The organism is Methanopyrus sp. SNP6 (assembly GCF_002201895.1).
Lineage (GTDB): Archaea > JAADCQ01 > Methanopyri > Methanopyrales > Methanopyraceae > Methanopyrus.
This window is the reverse complement of the sequence record NZ_CP019436.1, coordinates 1,156,570-1,177,539: the sequence shown is the minus strand read 5'-3', so window position 1 is coordinate 1,177,539 and position 20,970 is coordinate 1,156,570. Positions and strand designations below refer to the sequence as shown.

The window sequence follows — 20,970 nt, the reverse complement described above, 5'->3', positions numbered from 1 at the left end:
TCACCCGCGATACTTTCGTCCATCCGGGTCGTAATAGCGCTCCAGATAATAACCGAAGTGTCTACGTTCTACCAGAGATCTAACACCTTTTTCTCGGATTTCCCGTTCGAGTTCGGACGCACGCTCCTCGTCCAACTCACCACGCCTCACCAAGTACTGAAGTACCTCCAGCGCCTCCTCGTCGGTGTCACACCGGGCCAAATAATCCCTCACAGAAGGCTCGTAGCCGCGAAGGGGATCTCCCGACAAGAGCGGCCCCCCATGCGGGGTAGGGGAGATGGTCGATAATATCGGTCGCGGGTTACTCAGTGAAGACAGGAGGGCACGTGAGGCCGCCGCGCGGTACCGGGAGTGGGCGGAGTCGTTGGACGAAGGGGAGCTGTTCCGATACGTGAGGGAACGGACGGGAGGGCTGGGCCACGGGAAAAAATGGTTCGAGGTCGGGAAAATGGGACTCAAGGGGTACGTGATAGCGTGGCCCGAGCGGGCCAGAGGCATGGTACTTGAAATCGGCACGGGGCTGGGCAGAACTACCTGGGCGCTGTTGAGATGGGGCGACCCGAAACTGGTCGTTTCGGTGGAGATAGACCCTCGAATGCTCGCGATTGCGTTATACAGGAACCCGGTCTCGGAGTTCTCAGAGGCGCTCAGGGACGACAGGGTCAAGATACTACTGGGCGACGCCGTGGAAGTCGTGCCGGAACTCCCGAAGGGTTTCGATCACGTGGTTCACGACGGGGGGCCGTGTCCCGGGCGCAACCCACGACTGTTTTCTCCCGAGTTCCTGAGAACCATGACCGAGAAGCTAAAGGACGATGGTACGGCATCGGTATTCGCGGGTCGGGATCCGCGGTGGCAGGACAGGATATACCGAGCCCTCAGTCGGCTCTTTCTGGAGGTGAGAGCGGAATCTTTCCCGGATACCCCGACCGTGGTGTTCCGATGCAAGGGACGCCGCTAGTCGCCGGAATTCAGTCTTTCCCTGAGGAGTCGCATGGTGACCTCCGGATCAGCCTGTCCCCTAGTTTTGCGCATCACCTGTCCCATTAGGTAATGTATGGCCTCATCCTTACCAGACTTGTAATCCTCCACTGCCTGTGGGTTTTCCTCGATGACCTCCTCTACGACGCGCGCCAATCGATCCTCATCGCTAACTTTGAGCAGTCCGTCCTCCTCGATGATCTCGACGGGACTCTTATCCGAGTCGACAGCTTCCCACAACGCGTTGAGAGCGTTCTGACGTGTGATCTTGTCCTCACGGACGAGCTCGAGCAGCTCGATGAACTCTTCCGGGGTTATCTTAGCTTCGCGGAAAGTCATCTCCTTCTTGTTGAGCACCTTCTTGATCTCTTTGCGCACCCATTGATCGATGAACTCGATTTCCCAGTCGTCCGGGGCTCTGTCCACAACTTCTTCGAAGAAATCGGCCCACTCGCGCTCCGTGACCAGGGCTTCGGCGGCCTCCAACGAGATACCATATTCCTCCGCCATCCGCCTGGCACGATGGTGTGGCGGCTCCGGGGCTCGTGCGACGGCCTTCTCCCACAGGTCTTCGGTGATCTCGAACACCGGTATGTCAGGATCCGGGATGTACCTGTAGTCCTCCGCGGTCTCCTTGGAACGCATTGCGACCGTAGTACCTTGATCTTCGCGGAAGGCACGGGTCTCGCGGCGAACCTTGCGCCCGTGTTTCATCAAGTTAAGTTGTCGCTGAATCTCGAACTTGAGGGCCCGATATACTCCCTTGATCGAGTTGATGTTCTTGATCTCGACCCTGGCCCCGCCTTCAACCGAGACGTTAGCGTCCACGCGGACGCCACCATCACTCTTCACCTTACCAGAGTACCGGAGGACTTGCATGAGACGACGCAAGAAGTCTCTGGCGTCCTCCGGAGAACGCATATCCGGTTCGGTTACGATCTCGATGAGCGGGACACCGCTCCGGTTGTAATCGACACGCCCGGTGGAGGGTTCCCAGCGGCCCGGATCCTCCTCAACATGAATCTCGCGGATCCGAACGCCATCGAGTTCACCATCGACCGCGATGGGCACGCTGGTACGCTGGTACCCGGAGGGCAAGTCCGGGTAGTCGTAATGCTTCCGCTGGAAGTACAACTGACGATTCAGAACGGGCTCGCAATCCAACATATACGCAATTTCAAGGGCTATCAGGAAGGCCTCCTTGTTGGGTGGAAGTGGTTTCGCCCCCGGCACTCCAGTGCAGATGGGACATGTATTCTCGTTAGGTTCCGCGTCCTCGTAATCCGTGGAACAATCACAGAAGAGTTTGGTACGGGTATCGAGTTGTACGTGGACCTCGAATCCTATCTTCACGTCCACCACCTGGTGAACCCTGGGGGGGTGACGGATCCGCCGTGCACTTATCAGTAGCGGATGGTTGACATCAAATCGAGCTCATGTGACAGCGTCCTGAGCAGTGCCGCTGTGACGAGCGTTTTCTCGGAGAGCCTCCTAGTTTCCGGCGAGTTAGGAACCGTGAAGCAGAACCTGCGATGGTGCGTGAGCGTCCCCGGTACCAACGGCATCTCACGTGGCGCCTTCACGTCCTTAGGCCACGGGATTCTGACCGTCACTGGGATGACGTCGTCCACATCCGTCGATGGTGATCCCACCAAGTACGAAGCGTAGGCCGCGTCCCTCTTCCTGTTCCGGAACTTGTGGTTGCTGATCAAATTGGCCTCGGAGATTGGCACCATCAAGGTCATCTCCCGTAGTTCTATATCGTCCTCGGTTAGCGGCTCTAGCTCAAGGGTGCCGAAGTACCACCGGTCATTTCGTCGAGTAAATTTTCCCCACCGTGGTTCATAAAAGCGCTCGAAGGCTTTCGGGAGGGTGTACACGCGGTACGGGCTACACGTTCCCATTCGCCCCCCCCGCCACTAAAATTCCCCCGCAGGAATTACTGTTCCGGTGCCGGCGACCGGCGGTGGGTATAGAAAGATTGTTGGTGTGGTCCTGGTAGTTAAGTAGAACTGAACTCTTTGCACGGTCACGTGAAGTAAACAGTGATTACTCAACCTACACTCATCCTACCCGGCATCGTAGTAGCGCGTACGGTGATTCGACGACACCCGTGCTCTCGGTTTCCTCGGATACCAGGATGTGCCTCAAGGACGAGTACAGGTTACCTCGAACCGATACAGGCGCGACCCTCCCTTCCTCGGTCTCCGCCCACAGCGCGGTCACCGAGAAGCGCCCGCTCACTTGACTAGCCGTGTGAGCACCGAGAGTCCTATACACGATGAGATCAGCCTCCTCCAACACCTCCTCCGTGGAGGCGTCGCCGTGGACGATCACGTTCGCAGGTGACGGCTCCGGGCGTCTAATTCCGAGCCCACTTCCAGTAGGCTCCACCTCCAGCCGTCCGGCGGAGTACAAGTCGGTGTAGAAAGAGCGTAGGATCCCGTCGGAGATCAACTCAACACGCTTCGGAGTGCTGCCTTCATCGTCGAACGCGTAAGAGCCGGGCCTGCGATCGAGCGTCGGGTCGTTCACGACGCGCAGGCCCTCAGGTCCGACCTCACGACCGATATCCTCCCGATCAAACCCGCTGGTACCTTTCAGTACTTCGAGCCCGGAGAGAGCCGGTATCAGCACGTAAGTGAGGAGTTCCGAGAACGCCCGTGGGTGGAAGGCGACAGCGAGCTCGCCACAGCTTACCCGCCCCTTCGGGGTCTCAGAGGCCATTTCCGAGGCTTCCCGTGCAAGGAGTTCCGGGTCGATGTCCTGTGGACCGACGGAGGCATCCCAAGCAAACCCGGAGAATTCGCCGACGACGTCCAGACTCACGGTGACGGAAGACTCATCACGCTCGGCTTGATCCGAGGGAGTCCTGAGGATCACGCGACGTCGGACGCCGGTAACTGAGACTGAGGTGACGGTTACGTCGTCGGGTACCTCGCTCACAACGGCCTCGAGGAGATCCCACAACTCATCCTCGTCAACGGCAGAAAGGTCGCACGAACTTACATGTGCGGGATCGACGGAATCTGGGTACTCGACGGGTTCGGATGTTCCAATCTCAGCCGATGTGAGTGCGCGCTCGATCGCCGTGTCTATATCTCCGGGGTCGGCCACCGTCGCTACACCGAGCCCTTCGTCGGTCGATATGCGGACGGCAATCGTGCGGTCGGTGGATACACGTCCGCGGTCGCCCGTGTCGTGGGTACGTTCTACCTCAACCCGCTCGGTCTTCACATCGAGGAGGACCGCCCGCCCGGGCTCGAACCGTGACAACGGGTCGTCCAACGTAATCACCCCGATCTAAGGTGGAAGGGACCGTCCACGAGCGCGTGTGGTCCGCCGTCGGACACGGGTACCAACTGACCACCCTTGCCGCAGTACCCCGGATGGAGTCTGAGCTCATCAGAAAGTATCCGGACTCTCTTCATGAACTCCAAGGTCTCGCCAGTCAGGCCCACGTCGCGGACAGGGCGCGATGGCTCACCGTCTTCCACCACGTACCCGAGCTTGGCGGAGAACTGGAAGTTCCCGGTGGCCGTGTCGGTCTGCCCCCCTCTCGATCCTAGGAGATAGACGGCGCCGTCACCAACCTCTTCGAACAGTTCTTCCCGCGACGCGTCCCCGGGCTCGACGTACGTCACGCTCATTCGAACCTGCACGTGGTCACCGATCGACTCCAAACGACCGTTTCCGGTGATCTCGAGGTCGAGTTCCGCTGCCGAAGTAAGATCGGTGAGGTAGCCTCGCAGCACACCCTCCTCCACGAGGACGGTCCGTCTGGGCTCGACTCCCTCGTCGTCGAACGGATAAGAACCGAACGCACCGCGCTCGGTGGGGTCGTCCACTACGGTCACGATCTCGGAGGCGACTCGCTCTCCGACCCGATCCTGAAGCACCGATTCTCCGCGCGCGACGAGGTCATCTTCGACGGCGTGTCCGAAAGCCTCGTGGACTATCACGCCGAAGAGTTCGGGATCCGTGATCACCGACTCCGCACGCTCCGGACCGGGCTCCGCCTCCAACAAATCTTCGAGCCTCCGGACCGCTTCGTCTCTGACCTCCTCCGCCCGCTCCAAGAACAGCTCTATACTGGCGCAATTAGCCCCGTCCCGCTCCGTATACTCTTCCCTACCTGCGGTCCCCTTACCGCTGACTTTAACCCAGAAGTTCACGCGGTCGAGTCGGGCCTCGCACTCGGACCCCCAAGTGGATGTGATCGTGTACCGGACGGAGCCGGCGGAGCACGTGATCTCGCAATCGTACGGTACCTCACGTGATAACTCCACTGATAATTCGGCGGCATCGTCGAGGGAGTCGAGCGGAGAGAGCTTTCCTTCCCACCGGTACGATCCCTCGGCAGCCGGAACGTCCTCAGGGATCCTCACGGAACCTTCGCCGGTGGACCGTAAAGCTCGCTCGATGAGATGTCGCTCGGGATCGGGACCGGAGGCGACTCCCCACGATCCTCCCTTGAGAACACGGACGGCGTAGGTGCGGATGCGGTCGGAATCGGCCTTCCTGAGTTCTCCGTTGGAAGCCTCGATCTCGACGAGTTCTCCCTCGAGGGCGTAAACGACACAGGCATCGGAAACCTCCTCGGCGTGTCTCAGGAGGACGTCCGAATCCAACGGGTGGGTTCCCCCATGAGCCGCTACGTGGAGATTGTGCGTGGTATCCTGGCGTATCAGTTCGGGCGTGAGGCCGCGGACGCAATGCTCGACGGCGAGGTGAAGGTGAGGGTGCGCCGAGGTCGCCCGCGCGAGGTGTTCGTTGACGGGGAAAGGTTGTGCACCGTAAGGGCCTCGGACGGTCTAGCCTCGCTGGCCCCGGAGGGAGCAAGACGCCTACACTCCGCCACGGAACCGCCGGAGCACCGTGTGGTCTGTGCGGACGAGTGGGTCGAGGCCGTGAGGAGGGGTCGCGACCTCTTCTGCGAGTACGCCCTCCGGGGCTGGGAGGAACTTCGACCGGGGGATGAGTGCCTCGTGGTTTCGGAGGACGACGAGCTGCTGGCGGTGGGCAAGATGAGGCTCTCGGGGTGGGAGGTCGAGTACTTCGAACACGGGGTCGCGGTCCGTGTGCGTCGAGGCCTCTAGTTAACCATTTTATCACCGGATCCGACCGGGTAGGGAGGGGGATTGTAATTGTTCCCAGGCGGCAAGATCGACCCAAGAAAGCTACAGAGACTCATGCGTGAGATGGGCATGGAGCAAGAACCTGTCAGCGGCGTGGAGCGGGTGGAGATCCACCTAAAGGACAGTTCGAAGCTCGTCTTCGAGAAGCCACAGGTCATACGGATGAAGATCATGGATCAGGAATTTTACCAAGTGGCCGGGAAGGCGAAGCGGGAGAAGCCGGAGAAAGAGCCGTTCACAGACGAGGACGTGAAGTTAGTCGCGGAACAAGCCGGGGTCTCCGAGGAAGAAGCGAGGAAGGCGCTCGAAGAGACCGGTGGAGACCTCGCGGAGGCGATCATGCGGTTGCAGGGTGAGTGAACGACCGAAGCCCCTTTTAACACCGGTAACGGCCGACCGGTGGGGGTAGTCTCGGTGGCCGAGGAGAAGGTCACCGTGAGCGTGATCAAGGCGGACGTGGGAGGTTTCCCGGGCCACTCGGAGGTACATCCGGATCTACTGGAGGCCTGTGAGGGAGTCCTCGAAGACGCTGTGGACGAGGTGATCATCGACTACTACGTGACTCGGTGTGGCGACGACATCGATCTCATCATGACGCACACGCGCGGTGAAGACGACGAGAAGGTGCACGAGCTCGCATGGAACGCGTTCCAAGAGGCCACGAAGGTCGCGGAGGACCTGAAGTTGTACGGCGCAGGTCAGGACCTACTGTCCGACGCGTTCAGCGGCAACGTGCGTGGGCTCGGTCCGGGCGCGGCGGAGATGGAGCTGGTGGAGCGTCCGAGCGAGCCGATCATCGTGTTCTGTTGCGACAAGACAGAGCCGAGCGCGTTCAACCTACCACTGTTCCGGATCTTCGCGGACCCGAACAACACGGCCGGTCTGGTACTGGATCCGAGCATGCACAACGGGTTCGAGTTCGAGGTTCACGACGTTATTGACCAGAAGAAGGTTGTCCTGAAGTGTCCCGAGGAAATGTACGATCTGCTCGCCCTGATCGGTCAAACCCAGCGCTACGCGATCAAGCGCGTGTACAAGAAGGGGGATGAGGACGAGGCCGAACGCATCGCGGCCGTGACGAGCACGGAGAGGTTGAACCTGATCGCCGGCGAGTACGTTGGTAAGGACGACCCGGTCGCCATCGTGAGGTGCCAGAGCGGGTTCCCGGCCGTCGGTGAGGTGCTCGAACCGTTCACGTTCCCGCACCTCGTGGCCGGATGGATGAGGGGTAGCCACAACGGTCCGCTGATGCCCGTGTCGGAGGAGAAGGCGCACCCGACGAGGTTCGACGGTCCACCTAGGATCATAGCGCTCGGGTTCCAGCTGAGGAACGGAGAGCTGGTCGGCCCGCAGGACCTATTCGCGGACCCGGCGTTCGACCGGGCGAGGGAGATCGCGAACGAGGTGGCGGACTACATCCGGAGACACGGACCGTTCCAGCCGCACCTACTGTCTAAGGAGGAACTGGAGTACACGACGCTACCGGACGTACTGAAGAAGCTCGAGGACAGGTTCGAGGACCTAGAGGAGTGAGACCAGGAAGGCCAGCAACCCCAACAGCATCCCAACCTTGACCACCCGCTGCGCCTTACCCGCGTCCCAGTTCCCTACGACCGCGAGGACCGAGGCCAGAAGTATGACCGCGGCGGCGGGTAGGGCCAGGACCAGATACGGCCACCCGACGACACCGTCCAAGTATGGTAGCGGCGTGAGGACGGCCAGCGCGATCGCGAACACCGTCGCCACTCGGAGAGTGATCCTCTCGCCGCACGCGATCGGGAGCGTCTTGAGACCGAGCGCCGCGTCCCCCTCGACGTCTTCCAGGTCCTTGAGGACCTCACGTACCAAGTTCGCCAGAAAAGCTAGCAGGAAGAGCCACACCGCGGGCGCCGGCCGCTGACCTACCGCAGCTCCGAACAGGAAGCAAGAACCCACCAAGTAGGAGACCACGACGTTCCCGATGAGGGGCGTCCCCTTCAGGCGCCATGAGTATAGGTAGAGTAAGGTAGAGTTCAGGGCGGCGATCGTGAGACACATCCGGTTGATCACAGTAGCCATCCCGATTCCGGCGGTAAAGCATCCGAGGGCGAACATCTGAGCCGACCGCGGTGACACCCGACCGCTCGGGATCGGTCTCTCCGGTCTGTTCACGGCGTCGATGTCGGCGTCGAAGTAGTCGTTAATGGCGTTCCCCCCCGCACATACGACCGCGGCGACTACCGGCGCGAGGGTCGCCCCGACGTCGAGCCTGGCTCCCGCGATCAGCTCCCCTACGACCACTCCCAAGGCGGCCATCGTGCAGTTGACCGGTCGGGCAAGCTCGAAGTAAGCCCGCACGTTCTCACCCCTACCACCACAGCGACTACCTTAAGGTCATCCGCCCGACGGCTCTCCGACACTGGCGGAGTCATGGAACGGACCAACGGCGAGGTTCACCGTGAAGGATGACGAGTGTGGGCCGTCTGGAGCCGAGGAGGAGGCGATGAAGACGCCTCGATTGGCCGACTCAGGTCACGAAGTGTAGTTTAGCATCGCAGTGCTTGCAGTGGAAGTCGTCGGTGAAGTGCGTCTTCACGACCGAGAACCCACGGCGTACTACGACCGGTTCCTTACACTCCGGGCAGTACGTGTTCTCGTACTTGTGGCCCGGAACGTTACCCGCGTACACGTAGTAGAGGCCTTCTTCGTAGCCTATCTCGACGAATTTCTCGACGGTCTCGACGGGTGTCGGTGGTACGTCGAGCATCCTGTAGTCCGGGTGGAACCTGCTCACGTGCCACGGGGTATCGGGACCCAATTCCTTCCGTATCCATCGCGCGATCTCTCGTGCTTCCTCCTCCGAGTCGTTATATCCGGGGATAACCAAGGTAGTCAGCTCGACGTGTACGTCCATACCTTTCCAGATCTTGCATGTCCGGAGGACAGGCTCCAGACAAGCTTTCGCGACGTCGCGGTAGAAGTCCTCTGTGAACGCCTTGAGGTCGACGTTAGCCGCATCAAGGACCTCGCCGAGTATCTTCGCAGTCCGTTCTGTCGCGAACCCGTTGGTCACGTAGACACACCCGAGTCCCTCCTCACGGCAGACTTCGAAGGTCTCGAGCGTGTACTCCAGACCGATGATCGGTTCGTTGTAAGTGAACGCTACGCTCTCGCACCCGGTACGCTTCGCGGCCTCGACGATCCGCTTCGGAGGCCACTCTTCCAGCGGAACTTCCTCCGGCCCCGCCTGACTGATCTGCCAGTTTTGACAGTGTTTGCACCGGAAGTTACACCCGACGGTACCCAGTGAGAACACCTCCGTACCCGGCTTGTAATGGAACAAGGGCTTCTTCTCGATGGGGTCCGGAACCGCCGTACTGGCCTTCCCGTGGATCAGTAAGACGAGCTCACCGTCCCGATTCTCTCGGACTCGACAAAACCCCCGCTCCCCGTCGGAAATCACGCACTTCCGTGGGCATACCAGACATCGTACCTTCCCGTCCACCTCCTCCCAGGTTTTCCCTCTCCACTCGCGGATAGCGTCATCATGCATGGTGCGACTCCCCATGGCTCCGTGGCCTACGCCATCCTCTCCGTAAGGTACTGACAACCCCGCGAGTTAGCACTAATCCCCCGGTGCAACCCACTCGGGGTACGTGATTTCGGATCCACCGGAGTACCGGAGCCGTTCTTTAAGTGCCCGGGTGCGCCGAGAGTGCCCATCCTTTATACTAGTAAATACGCCACAAACGCCGCGTACGCCCCGAGCAACGCCAGTGCCTCCACGCTGCGAAGCTTCCCGTCCGCCGTGATCAGGTACAGGAACACCACGCAGCCGACCAGTGCCAGCGCCGTCGGCCCCAACTCCCCGTGGACTGAGATCTGGGGCACGAGCGACAGTGGAACCCCTAAGCAGACGAGGAGGTCGAACGTGTTGCTTCCGACGGCGTTCGAGACAGCTAAGCTCCCGAAACCACGACGGGCCGCGTGCACAGAGGCCAAGGTGTCGGGTACCGACGTACCCGCGGCGTTTAAGAGCAGACTCACCTTCGACTCTGACAGACCGAACCCCCAGCAGAAATCGACAGTCGCCCGGACCATCAGGTCGGAGAGTACAGCGATTCCGACCACTGCCACCGATATCCGGACGACGAGGTTCCGCAGCTGGATTTCATCGGTACCACCTTCGGCCTCGAGGGCGTTCCCGTCTGTCCGTTTCATCAGAAGGACGTAGAGTCCGTACAGTATCACCCATGCGAGTGCCTCGACGCGGAGGATCACCCGATCCCAGAGACAGACGAGCACGGCCACGAGCGCGAGGAGGTAGAAGAGAACGTCTCGAAGGTACACGGCACGCTCGAGAGTCAGACCACCAGCGGCGAGCGCCGCGAGCCCGGGTATGACGGTGATGTTGTACACGGCCGATCCCAGGACTGTACCCACACCCACGTTCGGGTGTTCGAGCATGATCGAGCTCAACGAGGAGCCGAACTCGGGTGCGCTGGTCCCGATCGCCGCGAGGGTGGCCCCGGCGACCGACTCCGAGAGACCGTATTTCCGGGCGACGGCCACCGTGGCGTCCACTAGCAGCTCCGAAAGGAAGTGGAACCCGATGAAACACCCAACCATGACCGCCAACGCTAACCAGGGATCCATCCGACCGTTCCCCCGGACCGAGGACGCGGTGACCGAACACCGTTTAAAGCCGTTTACAGAGGCTTGAGAACACGGCCGGTCAGGATCGGGCGGCCTCCCCCCGCCGCCTCCGATGATCCGGCCCGTCGGTAGCCCGGTCACATCGGTTGAGGCCGTCCCTGACGGCCCGTTCCGGGCGGGATGAAGGGGCGAGCAAGCCGCCGGGCACACCCGGAAAGGACCAACTGCGAGCGTCCCGACCCCTCACCTGGGGAAAGGTGACCCATCACCATCCACCCTCGCACCCAAGGTCGTACACCATCCAGTCGGGTCGGTGAGGACGGCGTCTTAGAGTGCGTTCGACCACCGGGCGCGTCCAGGCCGGTGACGAGCATCGCCCGACGGGGGGACGCCCGCTGACGATTGCGACGGAGTCCGGGACCGACCGGTGGAGACTATCGTGCCAGTTCAAAAAGTGTGGGGAAACGGCGGGAGTCACCGAAGCCGGGGGTAGATCGCATGGCGCTCGAGAGGATCGCCGAGTCCGAGTTAGAAGGTATAAAGGTAGTAGTTTTAAGGGGAGATATAACAGAGCTTAGCGCCGACGCTATCGTCAACCCAGCTAACAGCCGCGGCGTTATGGGAGGTGGCGTGGCGGCCGCCATCAGGGCGAAAGGTGGGGAGAAGATCGAGCGGGAGGCGATGGAGAAAGCACCAATTCCGGTCGGAGAAGCTGCCGAGACCACGGCGGGTGATCTCGACGCCGATTACGTGATACACTCGCCTACGATGGAACGACCGGCCCAGAAGATCGGTGTCGAGAACGTACGCAAGGCCACAGAGGCCGCGCTTCGGAAGGCCGAGGAACTCGGCGTCGAGTCAGTCGCGTTCCCGGGGATGGGCACGGGGGTTGGTGGTGTGCCGTACGAGGACGCCGCGGAGACAATGGTAGAGGTCATCGAGAGGCTGGCACCCAACTTGGAGAGAGTGAAGACGGTGTACCTGGTAGGGTACGAAGAGGAGTTGGCGAAGGCGTTCCGAAGAGCGTTGGAACGAAAGGTCGGGTAACCGACATCGCTAACTCCGGACGCTCGTATCACTATTATCGGACGGTCGTGCATGAACGACGCATTAGCGATACGACATCGATAATCACTGCATCCGGACGGATAGACAGGAGTACCCCTACCGAATATCGATAGCATTATCGTCGCGGCGGTGGAAGCTCCCGGCTCGTCTGATGAGAACTAGTTAGAGTACTGGCTTTCCACCGGGGAAATTAACTCTGTGAAAGTGCCGTATACTCTCGGGAACGGTCGCTCCGGACGGTTCTACATCAACGATTCTACACTGATGCCGGGCCATCGACTCTCAACTGTGTCGTCGGACGGATCTGCCCTACGGAGCAGCCTCCACGATCACCGTGTGACCCGGTGTACCCACGTCGGCGTCATCGGGACGCTTCCTCGACGGTGCCGCATCACCATCTCGACCGGTACGACGGTGACACTCTCGTCCCGGCGTAGGTCGGGGCACCCGGCGATGATCGAGAGTAGTGTTCGGGAATCGTCTCCGGTCGGTTCCACACTACGTGCTCCGGTCCAACCTCGACCAGAGCTTTCTTCGAGCGCCTCACCTGTAATGGCGTGGAGAATACACTCTCCCGCGGACGATCTCCCCGACCGCCTCAGAGTCGTCCAAGGGTGATCGCACGCCGTGGCCACTCTTTCGGGTTCCGAGGATTCCGTCGAGACGAGGTCGTACCGGGGACCCTTTCCAGGCTCGAGATGCGCGAGTTAGGCATTACCGGTCGGAGTGTGTCACGGCGTCCCCACCGCATATCCGATCCCATGGGACGGATCCGAGTTCTCCGGGTAAGCTTCCTGTACAACGGGCTCGACGCGGGCTGACCCGTCGAGCCCAGCTCTCAACGCCCGGCGACTCACCGAGGATCATGGATTCCATAGGAGAACTACTCGACCGGCACCCTCTCTGGTCAGTACCCCGTGGGAATGAGCCCGCGCACTACTGGACCCACTCAAGACTCGAGCGAGACCAGATCCGGATGGCCTGAGGGAATTCGTACGGGTTACGCCGGTCCGATCGGTAACCCGAAAGCGGCGGAGTGTTCCTCACATTCGAACGAAGTTATAACAGGTGTTGAATGGGATGAGTTGCGGATGCGTCAGTCCATAACTTCAAACGTTCTATATCTTCCATTAATCCTGAACGGTCGTATTACTATTATAGGACAATCATCAATAGATAGTACATAAACAGTGCGATACTTAGCAGAGCGCTTGCTGGCGATAGTACGTAACTTATCATATGTAGTGGTGTTTACAGCAACTTACTTCACGGTACTCCTAGGTAATCCCAATCCTCCGATTCCACGGAGTGGAAGGAGTGAAACCTTCCTGAAGGAGGACCATGTGCTGGCTCGGAGGGGGTCTTGGGTGCCACCCGCCGTAGCAGCTGAGGGCCTAAGGAAGGAATACGGCGAGGTCGTGGCGTTGCGCGACGTGTCCGTGGAGATAGAGACGGGAGAGTTGGTAGCCATCTTGGGACCCAACGGTGCCGGTAAGTCCACGTTCATCAAGATCGTCTGCGGGGTCACTCGTCCCACCTCGGGTCGTATCGAGGTACTTGGAGGCGATCCCGCCGACCCCGAGACCAAGCGCAGGGTCGGTATCGTCCCGCAGCAGGGAGGTATGTACCCTGAGCAAACCGTCCGGGAGAACCTTCTGTTCTACTCCAAATTGTACGGTCGGGAACCGAACCTCGAACCCCTTGAAATGCTCGATGTGGACCGGTTCATGGACAGGAAGGTGGGGCAGCTCTCCGGCGGTATGCGGAAGCGCGCCGCGATCGCTATCACCCTCGCCCTGGAGCCGGAGATGCTCGTCCTGGACGAACCCACGAACGAGCTCGATCCCATGGCGCGTAAGGACGTGATACGGGTGACGAGGGAGTTCCACAGGCGTGGGGTCACCATACTATACGTTTCCCATGAGGTCTACGAGGTAGAGCAGCTGAAACCCGACCGAGTGCTGATCTTCCTCGAGGGCCGCAAGGAGCTCGACGAACCCTTCGACAGGGTGATGGAACGTCACGGCTCCTTGCTCGAGGCTTACGAGGGGGTCGCCTCTTGTCCTGGCGAGTGATAGCCGCCCGCGACCTGAGGGCTTGGCTCAAGGACCGCAGGAGGCTCGCACCCACCTTGATCATGCCCGTGATCATGATCCTGGTGATGTACGGTGCGTTCCACGACGTCAAACCCAGACACGTGACCGTCGCCGTCTTGAGCCACAGTTCCGATTTCGACCCGATCATCGATGCGCTGAAGTCCGACCACCGGATGGGTGTCGTCTACGTCCGGAGCATCGGCGAAGGTAAGACGATGGTCAAAGATGGAAGGGCAACGGTCTTCGTGCACGTGCCGAAGGGGTTCCCGTTGGAGAAAGCCGTGGTGTACTACGACCCCTCGGACCCTATGGGGTCGTCCTACGTGCGGGGTGTCATCCAACGCGCCTGGGCCAAGCGCGTCTCGGAGGAGATGAAGAAGACAGTGCGCGAACTCCAAGCCGCCTTTCGCTGGACGCCGGCACCATCACCGCTGCCGACCTCGGGAGTGCTGGTGAACCCGTTCGACTTCGAGGCTCCGGTAAAGGGGCTCAAGTACTTCGACTTCCTGGTGCCGGGACTGGTGGTGCTGGCGGCTACCATGGGATCGATCTTCGGCATGGGTCGCGTCATGATGGAGGAAATAGAGACAGGCGTCACTTACGCGCTGTTCGCCGCCCCTATAAGACCCAGAGACGTCGTGATAGGAAGGTTCCTCAACATGAGTCTCTGGGGGGCCGTCCGCTGCGGGATCGTACTGGTGACGGCACTCGCCTTGGGCGCGAAGGTACCGCATCCGTTCCTCCTGCTGTGCGTTGGGATCCTGTCGGCCGCCACCATGATAGGGTTCGCCCTCCTGATGGCGTCGCTGGCGGGTAGGTCCGAAGTGGCCGAGATGCTCACCGGGGCGCTGACGCTCCCAATGATGTTCCTATCGGGAATCTTCATGCCACCCAGCGTCATGCCGGAATGGGCCTACAGGATCGCGCAGGTGAATCCGATGTACTACATGGGGGACGCCGCCAGGAAGGCGGCCCTCCTTGGGTACCTGGATCCCATCGACATCGTCGTCCTGACGGGGTTCGCGACGGTGTTCATCGCGGCGGGCGCGATGCTGTACGACAGGATACGGGAGCACCTGTAACGTCGGGCGACGTTCAGGTGAGAAGGCGGCATCGAGGACCCGCGGAGATGACCGGAACGGAGCGCGCCGAGCCTCACTCACGACGTCTTAAAGCCAGCCGTTCCTGGATCCCGTGTAGCTTTACAGCACCTTCAGCAGTCCGCTGATCGAACTGCTTTTCTTCGTACGATATCAACTCCTCCTCGTAGAGCGCCCGCGGGGATTCCCGTGAGATTACGATCGAGGAACCTTTGAACAACTTCACGCATACGGTCCCTTCCACGTGCCGCTGCGTCGAGTCGAAGAAGGCCTCCAGGTGCTCGCGCAGGGGATCGAACCACAGCCCGTCATAGACGAGTCGCGCCCACTCTTCCTCCAGTGATGCTTTCAGCGACAGCTCCCGGCGTGTTAGGGTGAACGCCTCCAACGCCCGGTGCGCCTCGAGCAGCGTCACCGCTGCCGGAGCCTCGTACACTTCACGTGACTTCAATCCGATTACTCGGTCCTCGACGATGTCGATGCGGCCTACACCGTGCCCGCCTGCGGTCTCGTTCAAGTACCGGACGATCTCGACCGGGTCGTCCCGCCCATCCACCTCCACGGGCACGCCTCTCTCGAACTCGATCTCCACGACCTCGGGCTCGTCCGGGGCCTCCGCTGGACTGACGGTCCACTCGAAGACCTCCTCTGGCGGTTCCTCGGATGGATCTTCCAGGACACCGCCTTCGATCGACCGGCCCCATAGGTTTTCGTCCACGCTGTAGGGACTGTCGACGTCCACCGGGACGGGAATCCCACGCTCTTCGGCGTACGCTATCTCCTCGTGGCGCGTGAGGTCCAGGTCCCGAACCGGAGCAACGATCTCGAACTCCTCACCGCCGTGAGCCCGCAGGTAGGACTCGAAGCGGAACTGGTCGTTGCCCTTCCCCGTGCACCCGTGTGCGACCGCGTCCGCGTCCACCTCGCGCGCCACTTCCAGGACCTTCTGTGCGATCAGCGGTCGGGCCAGCGCCGTACTCAGGGGGTACCCCTCATACGTCGCATTCGCCTTCACGGCTCGCCAGCAGTACTCGCGCACGAACTCATCCACACAGTCGACCGTGAAGTGCTCATCCGCGAGCTTCCGTGCCTTCTCCTCCGCCTCCCGCAGCTCCTCCTCCGGCTGGCCCACGTCCGCAGTCACCGTGATCACCTCGTCGTAACCGTACCGTTCCCGCAGGAGTTCGATGCAAACCGAAGTGTCCAAGCCTCCTGAGTACGCGAGAACTACTCGCGACACCGCACGCACCCCCGACGTCCCGTAGCCTCGGACGTTAAAACGTCCACCGTTCCATGGGGGAAGCTAGCCTGTTCCGAATCCTGTTGCGACGTGATTCCAGGGGTTTGAAGTGACAGAATCGAGGGAGAACAACCGCCGGGAGCTCGAAAAGTAGTGGCGACGTTTCTCGGCCGCTTCCTCCAGCACCATCTCACCTTCGACATCCGACCACACGCTGCCCTGGTGTACCGACACCGCCTGCTCCTAGCCTCCGTGCTACTCGTCGACGTAGAGCCGGAGACCGTGATGAGAGCCGTCGAGCTCGGCCTCGAGATGACCGGTCCCGAGGGTACACCCACCATCGTGGCCCGTGACCCACCCGATCGCTATCCTTTAGGTCGACCTGGAGTCTCGCCACCCAGTACCGTGCGACACCGCTTCCAGACGGTTCCCTGTTCGGTGATCCGAGGCCGAGGAACCCGAGGAAGCTGAGCGAGCGGTCCGGAGGGCCCGAAGACGTTGCGTTCATCTCCAGTGGAATGCGTTCGACCGACAATGGGAGGTTCTTTGAGGGCCCATCGTACCGCCGACTCAAGGACTATACCGGCCACGGTGCGAATAGCTTTCAGAAACAGATTCCTTTTCCGACAAACACACAGCGTTTCGGGCGATTGGCAGGGCGATCGCACGTAATGACCCGTAATCCCGTCACTCCCATCATCTTCCGCGGTGATCGATGGTACGTGGGACCGTCGGGCGATGGACGGTGCGCAAGTCATGCATGTTCCATGATTAATATAACATATTGAATCGCCATATGACCCACGATAGCCGTGCGGAGACCGTACGTTACGGGTACCACCCACCGCCCTCGCTCGTGAGGGTTTGACGGGAGCAACCGAGGGTATCGGAATTGCCCGAGCCTCATCATCGACATCGGCCAGGGCCGTCTCTCCTCACCCTCCGGCCAGTAGATGGAGTCCACTGGGTCCACCGGTGCCCGTCCGTCTAAAGTGATTACCGTAAGACTCTCGGTCTCAAAACCGGCGTACGTGGGGATATCGTTCCACTATACCGCGCGTGTCGGCAGGCACTCCGTAGGGATCTCGGAGGAGCGCCCGGTCGCGTGCCACCCACGGACCGGTGGTGTCCAACCGTGTACGGTAAGTGCACCGGGGAGGGAGGGTGAGCCGGGGGCGTTCGTGTGAGGATCGGGATAGCACTGTCCGGCGAGGTGCCGGGAGCTACGGAGCGTGTGTTGAGAGCCGTGGAACATGCGGGTATCGACGTCGTAGTGTATCACGACGTCGAACTCGACGCGGACGTGGAGGAAGTACGCGCGGAGGACCCGGGAAGAGCGTTAGTGGAGGACCTCGTCGAGGGTAGGTTAGACGCGGCGGTGCGGGGGGCGGTATCGGGACGGTGTGTACGGGAGCTGATCGACGCACTGAACCTGCCGTTCACTGGTCGATCGACGGTGCTCGAAACGGAGGATCGACGGGTGTTGCTGACCCCGGTGGGAATCGACGAGGGGTGGGATGTGGGATCCTTGGTGAAGTTGGGGGAACTAGCCGCGAGGTTCCATCGACGGCTGACTCAGCGGGAACCATCGGTCGCGGTAGTATCATCAGGACGACTGGAGGACTTCGGTAGGCGGTCGGAGATCGATCGGTGGTTGGCGGATGGGGAATTGGTCGCGCGGTTGTTGAAGGAGCGCGGGATGGAAGTTGAACACGTCGGAATTCTAGTTGAAGAAGCACTGGAACGGGACGTCGTACTGTTCGTGAACGGGGTTCTGGGAAACCTAGCGTTCCGATGCCTGTCACTGGTGGCGGGCTTCAGGAGTTACGGAGCGCCGGTGCTAGCGGCGCTCGAACGGGGCGTGGTGTTCGTGGACACCTCGCGAGTGCAGCGGGCGTCGGGCTACGTACGGGCGTTGCGACTGGCGGCCGAGCTGGCGGGGGGATGAAGTGCTGTCCCGCGAGGAGTTCGTGCGTAGGTTGGAGGAGGAACTTTCGGAGGTTGCGGACTCAGTACCACGCCGTTGGCAGGAGCTTGGTGATGTGGTGATTATTCGGTTGTTCGATGAGCGGGCGTGGAAGTACCGACGGGAGGTTGGACGGATCCTTCGTGAAGTGACCGGAGCCCGATCGGTGGTGGCGCTACGCTTCGTGAATGGAACGTTTCGGGAGCCAGTGGGGGAAGTCGTAGCGGGAGATCGGAACGCAGAGACCATACACCAGGAGCTGGGAATCCGGTTCAAATTGGATCCGACGCGGGTGATGTTCGCTCGGGGGAACCTGGAAGAGCGCCGCCGGCTGCTGGAATCGGACCTGGAGGGGGAGCTGGTGTTCGACATGTTCGCCGGAATCGGTCACTTCACGCTACCGGCGGCACTGGCGGGTGCGAAGGTGGTGGCGGCGGAGCTGAACCCAGTGGCGTACCGGTACCTGGTGGAGAACGTGAGGCTGAACGGTGTAATGGGAAGGGTACAGGCGTTCTTAGGGGACTGTCGAGAGGTGGCACGGTTCGTGCAGGGAGTGGATCGGGTGTTGATGGGGTACCTGAAGGGGACGCTGAAGTTCCTTCCGTACGCTTGTCGGGCGGTACGGGACGATGGAATCTTGGTCGTACACGAGGTGTTCCAGAAGCGATGGGGTGAGGACCGGGTGGCCCGAGAAGTGCTGGACGCGCTGCCGGATGGCTTTGAAGGCGAAGTGCTGGAAGTACGGCGCGTGAAGAGTTTCTCCCCGGCGTTGGACCACTACGCGGTGGAACTACGGGTCCGACGGCGGAAGTAATCGACGATCTCGCGGAGTGCGATGTCGGCGCGTGGTCCCATCCCGAGCATATCGTTGATCCAATAGGAAGCGAGCATGCCGACGACACGACCTTTCTGAACTATTGGGGCGCCGGCGTCGCCGGGCCGTGGGAGGTAGGAAGGGATGGTGATCCGGAGGTTGTTCCTGTCGACGTCCTCGATACGGCAGGGGTATTCATCCCCGGCTTCGAGCGTAGCTTCACCGAGCTCGGGCTCGGCGATCTCGTCCGGTTCGACGATCTCGGGGAACTCGAAGGCGTAGACGGCGACGTTGATCTTGGGTTCTTCGCGAAGTAATGGACAACGGATCCCGTCGACGCGGACCTTCTTAGGAGCGGGTCTCGGGCCACGGACGGTGAGGAATAGGGCGTAAGGACCGACTCGAACGATCGCGCCGATCCGTCGATACTGTCCAGGTGGGCCCTCGAAGTTCTGACCTCGACGGATCACTCATTTTACCTCCTCGACATCACGGAGATGGAGACCGCGATCGTGGGCGAGATCCTCGAGCCGCTCCACGATCCCAGGATCGAGGTTACGGTCGTCGACGATGATCTCGCGGGCCCTAGGGGTCTTGTCTACCACCTCGAGGAACTGATCCCGTAGATAGTCGTGATCTACGGCGTAGTCCGGTACGATGTGACCGTAAGCGAGCTTCCGATCTGAGAGGGCCGCGTCGGTGTGGGCGGGGGCGTAGTGCCCGCCGCCGTAGCCGACCACGGCTTTGACGTCTGGTGGATCGACGGTCGCGAGTATCGCGCGGGCGCACGCCTCTCCGGCTTCTTCATCTGCCCAGCGCCTCTCGTCGGAACCGATTTCGATGAAAAAGCAGGGAGCTCCCGGATCACGAGGACCATGGTGCGTTACCTCGTAGCAGACGTCGTAATCCAGGCCACGCTTATCCCGGAAGCGTTTGAGCTCGAGGAGGGCTGCCTTCATACCCTCAGGATCGGCCGTACAGACCTCCAACGGCTTACCGCCGAACTTGGCCTCAGGGGTCGGATTACCAGGTACGTGCACTGTGAGTGAGGGTTTCTCGGTCCTGCTCTCGTGGCGTGAGGCGAACACGATGACGTCGAATTTACGGGAGAGTTCTCGTGCCTCGTCCTCCTCGATGAGGTCGCCGAGGGCGACGGTCAGGTGGAAGCGGACACCGTCACGTTCCCAGGTTTCGACGGTGTAGTGTTGGAGATCCTCGGTATCGAGCTTTTCGGCGTCCTCTGTCAGGCTTTCCGCGATGTTTTTAGAGGCTGGGTCGTCCGGGTTCCACAGTACCACCACACGTCTCAACCCGAAACCCCCTGAGGGGTGCGATGTGGGATGATTTTAGGCATATCCGGAAGCCCGAGAGAGGGGAACACGGAGTACCTCGTGAGGGTTGCCCTCGAGGCTGCGGAGGAAGTGTCCGGTGAGGAGACGGAATTCATCACCGTGCGGGACATGGACATCTCACCCTGCAGGGCGTGTGGCGAGTGTCTGAGAACTGGCGAGTGCGTCATAGATGACGATATGCACGACGTTTACGAGCTGATGCTCGAATGTGACGGGATGATCGTGGGCTCCCCCGTGTACTACGGCGGCGTGAGTGCGCAACTGAAGGCGTTGATGGACAGAACACGTCCACTGCGAGTGAATTGGGAGTTGAAAGACAAAGTCGGGGGAGCCATCGCCGTAGGAGGTGCTCGTAACGGAGGTCAAGAACACACACTACGGGACATCCAGAACTTCTTCATGATCCACGCCATGATCGTGGTCGGGGACTCGGATCCCACGGCACACTTCGGTGGCGCGGGCGTGGGACTTGAGCCAGGAGACGTGGAGAAGGATGAAACTGGCGTCGAAACGGCTCGTAATACCGGTCGTCGTGTGGGCGAAGTTGTCAAATTGATCAAGGGTCGATAAGGACCGGGCT

At 60.9% G+C, this 20,970-nt stretch carries 21 protein-coding genes; 10 read left to right on the top strand and 11 right to left on the bottom strand.

The window, feature by feature from the left end; all coding sequences use genetic code 11:
- On the bottom strand, positions 1 to 249 hold the full coding sequence (locus BW921_RS07815; protein WP_168168821.1) for a DUF2095 family protein: 249 nt from the start codon (positions 247 to 249) through the stop codon (positions 1 to 3).
- A gap of 28 nt (positions 250 to 277) precedes the next feature.
- Between BW921_RS07815 and BW921_RS06490 the strand changes: the two genes are divergently transcribed.
- Positions 278 to 961, top strand: a complete 684-nt coding sequence (locus BW921_RS06490; RefSeq protein WP_148689063.1) for a spermidine synthase — start codon at positions 278 to 280, stop codon at positions 959 to 961.
- On the opposite strand, the gene gatB is transcribed toward BW921_RS06490, so the two are convergent.
- The 4 genes from gatB to BW921_RS06470 all read right to left on the bottom strand — a co-directional run bounded on the left by gatB (position 958) and on the right by BW921_RS06470 (position 5,612).
- The gene (gatB, locus tag BW921_RS06485) at positions 958 to 2,343 is read right to left on the bottom strand and encodes an Asp-tRNA(Asn)/Glu-tRNA(Gln) amidotransferase subunit GatB (RefSeq protein WP_210400449.1); all 1,386 of its coding nucleotides are present in this window, start codon (positions 2,341 to 2,343) and stop codon (positions 958 to 960) included. The genes BW921_RS06490 and gatB overlap by 4 nt on opposite strands.
- A gap of 41 nt (positions 2,344 to 2,384) precedes the next feature.
- Positions 2,385 to 2,885: a hypothetical protein gene (locus BW921_RS06480; RefSeq protein WP_148689062.1), complete on the bottom strand. Its 501-nt coding sequence runs from the start codon at positions 2,883 to 2,885 to the stop codon at positions 2,385 to 2,387.
- A gap of 160 nt (positions 2,886 to 3,045) precedes the next feature.
- The gene (locus tag BW921_RS06475) at positions 3,046 to 4,269 is read right to left on the bottom strand and encodes a TldD/PmbA family protein (protein ID WP_168168820.1); all 1,224 of its coding nucleotides are present in this window, start codon (positions 4,267 to 4,269) and stop codon (positions 3,046 to 3,048) included.
- A gap of 5 nt (positions 4,270 to 4,274) precedes the next feature.
- Positions 4,275 to 5,612 (bottom strand): TldD/PmbA family protein, encoded by a 1,338-nt coding sequence (locus BW921_RS06470; protein ID WP_168168819.1) that lies wholly within the window; start codon positions 5,610 to 5,612, stop codon positions 4,275 to 4,277.
- Positions 5,613 to 5,627: 15 nt separating this feature from the next.
- On the opposite strand from BW921_RS06470, the gene BW921_RS06465 reads away from it, so the two are divergent.
- The 3 genes from BW921_RS06465 to fbp are packed head-to-tail and all read left to right on the top strand — an operon-like array spanning position 5,628 to position 7,652.
- Positions 5,628 to 6,080 carry a PUA domain-containing protein gene (locus BW921_RS06465; protein WP_148689059.1) on the top strand — a complete coding sequence of 151 codons (453 nt, stop codon included), beginning with the start codon at positions 5,628 to 5,630 and terminating at the stop codon, positions 6,078 to 6,080.
- Positions 6,081 to 6,128: 48 nt separating this feature from the next.
- A complete protein-coding gene (locus tag BW921_RS06460; RefSeq protein ID WP_088336074.1) occupies positions 6,129 to 6,479 on the top strand; it encodes a nascent polypeptide-associated complex protein in 351 nt (116 codons plus the stop codon).
- 54 nt (positions 6,480 to 6,533) lie between these two features.
- Entirely contained in the window at positions 6,534 to 7,652 is a 1,119-nt protein-coding gene (fbp, locus tag BW921_RS06455) for a fructose-1,6-bisphosphate aldolase/phosphatase (RefSeq protein ID WP_148689058.1), read from the top strand.
- Here fbp and BW921_RS06450 read toward each other — a convergent pair.
- The 3 genes from BW921_RS06450 to BW921_RS06440 all read right to left on the bottom strand — a co-directional run bounded on the left by BW921_RS06450 (position 7,641) and on the right by BW921_RS06440 (position 10,754).
- Positions 7,641 to 8,456, bottom strand: coding sequence for a geranylgeranylglycerol-phosphate geranylgeranyltransferase (locus BW921_RS06450; RefSeq protein ID WP_148689057.1), 816 nt, complete (start codon positions 8,454 to 8,456; stop codon positions 7,641 to 7,643). The two genes, fbp and BW921_RS06450, sit on opposite strands and share 12 nt — an antisense overlap.
- 169 nt (positions 8,457 to 8,625) lie before the next feature.
- Positions 8,626 to 9,651, bottom strand: coding sequence for an AmmeMemoRadiSam system radical SAM enzyme (amrS, locus tag BW921_RS06445; RefSeq protein WP_236953734.1), 1,026 nt, complete (start codon positions 9,649 to 9,651; stop codon positions 8,626 to 8,628).
- 173 nt (positions 9,652 to 9,824) lie between these two features.
- The gene (locus BW921_RS06440; RefSeq protein ID WP_148689056.1) at positions 9,825 to 10,754 is read right to left on the bottom strand and encodes a calcium/sodium antiporter; all 930 of its coding nucleotides are present in this window, start codon (positions 10,752 to 10,754) and stop codon (positions 9,825 to 9,827) included.
- 498 nt (positions 10,755 to 11,252) lie between these two features.
- Between BW921_RS06440 and BW921_RS06435 the strand changes: the two genes are divergently transcribed.
- From BW921_RS06435 to BW921_RS06425, 3 genes are all read left to right on the top strand, one after another.
- Complete coding sequence (locus BW921_RS06435) at positions 11,253 to 11,801, top strand: macro domain-containing protein (protein WP_148689055.1); 549 nt, start codon at positions 11,253 to 11,255, stop codon at positions 11,799 to 11,801.
- A gap of 1,388 nt (positions 11,802 to 13,189) precedes the next feature.
- Positions 13,190 to 13,897: an ABC transporter ATP-binding protein gene (locus tag BW921_RS06430; protein ID WP_168168818.1), complete on the top strand. Its 708-nt coding sequence runs from the start codon at positions 13,190 to 13,192 to the stop codon at positions 13,895 to 13,897.
- Positions 13,882 to 15,000, top strand: coding sequence for an ABC transporter permease (locus BW921_RS06425; protein WP_148689053.1), 1,119 nt, complete (start codon positions 13,882 to 13,884; stop codon positions 14,998 to 15,000). The genes BW921_RS06430 and BW921_RS06425 overlap by 16 nt, the downstream gene beginning before the upstream one ends.
- 73 nt (positions 15,001 to 15,073) lie before the next feature.
- Here the strand turns inward: BW921_RS06425 and BW921_RS06420 are convergent, their stop codons facing one another.
- Entirely contained in the window at positions 15,074 to 16,258 is a 1,185-nt protein-coding gene (locus tag BW921_RS06420; protein ID WP_148689052.1) for an argininosuccinate synthase, read from the bottom strand.
- Between the two features lie 1,183 nt (positions 16,259 to 17,441).
- Here BW921_RS06420 and mtxX point away from each other — a divergent pair.
- Complete coding sequence (gene mtxX / locus BW921_RS06410) at positions 17,442 to 18,206, top strand: methanogenesis marker protein Mmp4/MtxX (protein ID WP_148689050.1); 765 nt, start codon at positions 17,442 to 17,444, stop codon at positions 18,204 to 18,206.
- A gap of 1 nt (position 18,207) precedes the next feature.
- Positions 18,208 to 19,038, top strand: coding sequence for a class I SAM-dependent methyltransferase family protein (locus BW921_RS06405; RefSeq protein WP_148689049.1), 831 nt, complete (start codon positions 18,208 to 18,210; stop codon positions 19,036 to 19,038).
- On the opposite strand, the gene BW921_RS06400 is transcribed toward BW921_RS06405, so the two are convergent.
- Positions 19,002 to 19,508: a hypothetical protein gene (locus BW921_RS06400; RefSeq protein WP_148689048.1), complete on the bottom strand. Its 507-nt coding sequence runs from the start codon at positions 19,506 to 19,508 to the stop codon at positions 19,002 to 19,004. The genes BW921_RS06405 and BW921_RS06400 overlap by 37 nt on opposite strands.
- Positions 19,509 to 20,339 carry a D-aminoacyl-tRNA deacylase gene (locus tag BW921_RS06395; protein ID WP_236953824.1) on the bottom strand — a complete coding sequence of 277 codons (831 nt, stop codon included), beginning with the start codon at positions 20,337 to 20,339 and terminating at the stop codon, positions 19,509 to 19,511.
- Positions 20,340 to 20,378: 39 nt separating this feature from the next.
- On the opposite strand from BW921_RS06395, the gene BW921_RS06390 reads away from it, so the two are divergent.
- Positions 20,379 to 20,960, top strand: a complete 582-nt coding sequence (locus BW921_RS06390) for a flavodoxin family protein (RefSeq protein WP_088336059.1) — start codon at positions 20,379 to 20,381, stop codon at positions 20,958 to 20,960.
- The last annotated feature ends 10 nt before the right edge of the window (positions 20,961 to 20,970 follow it).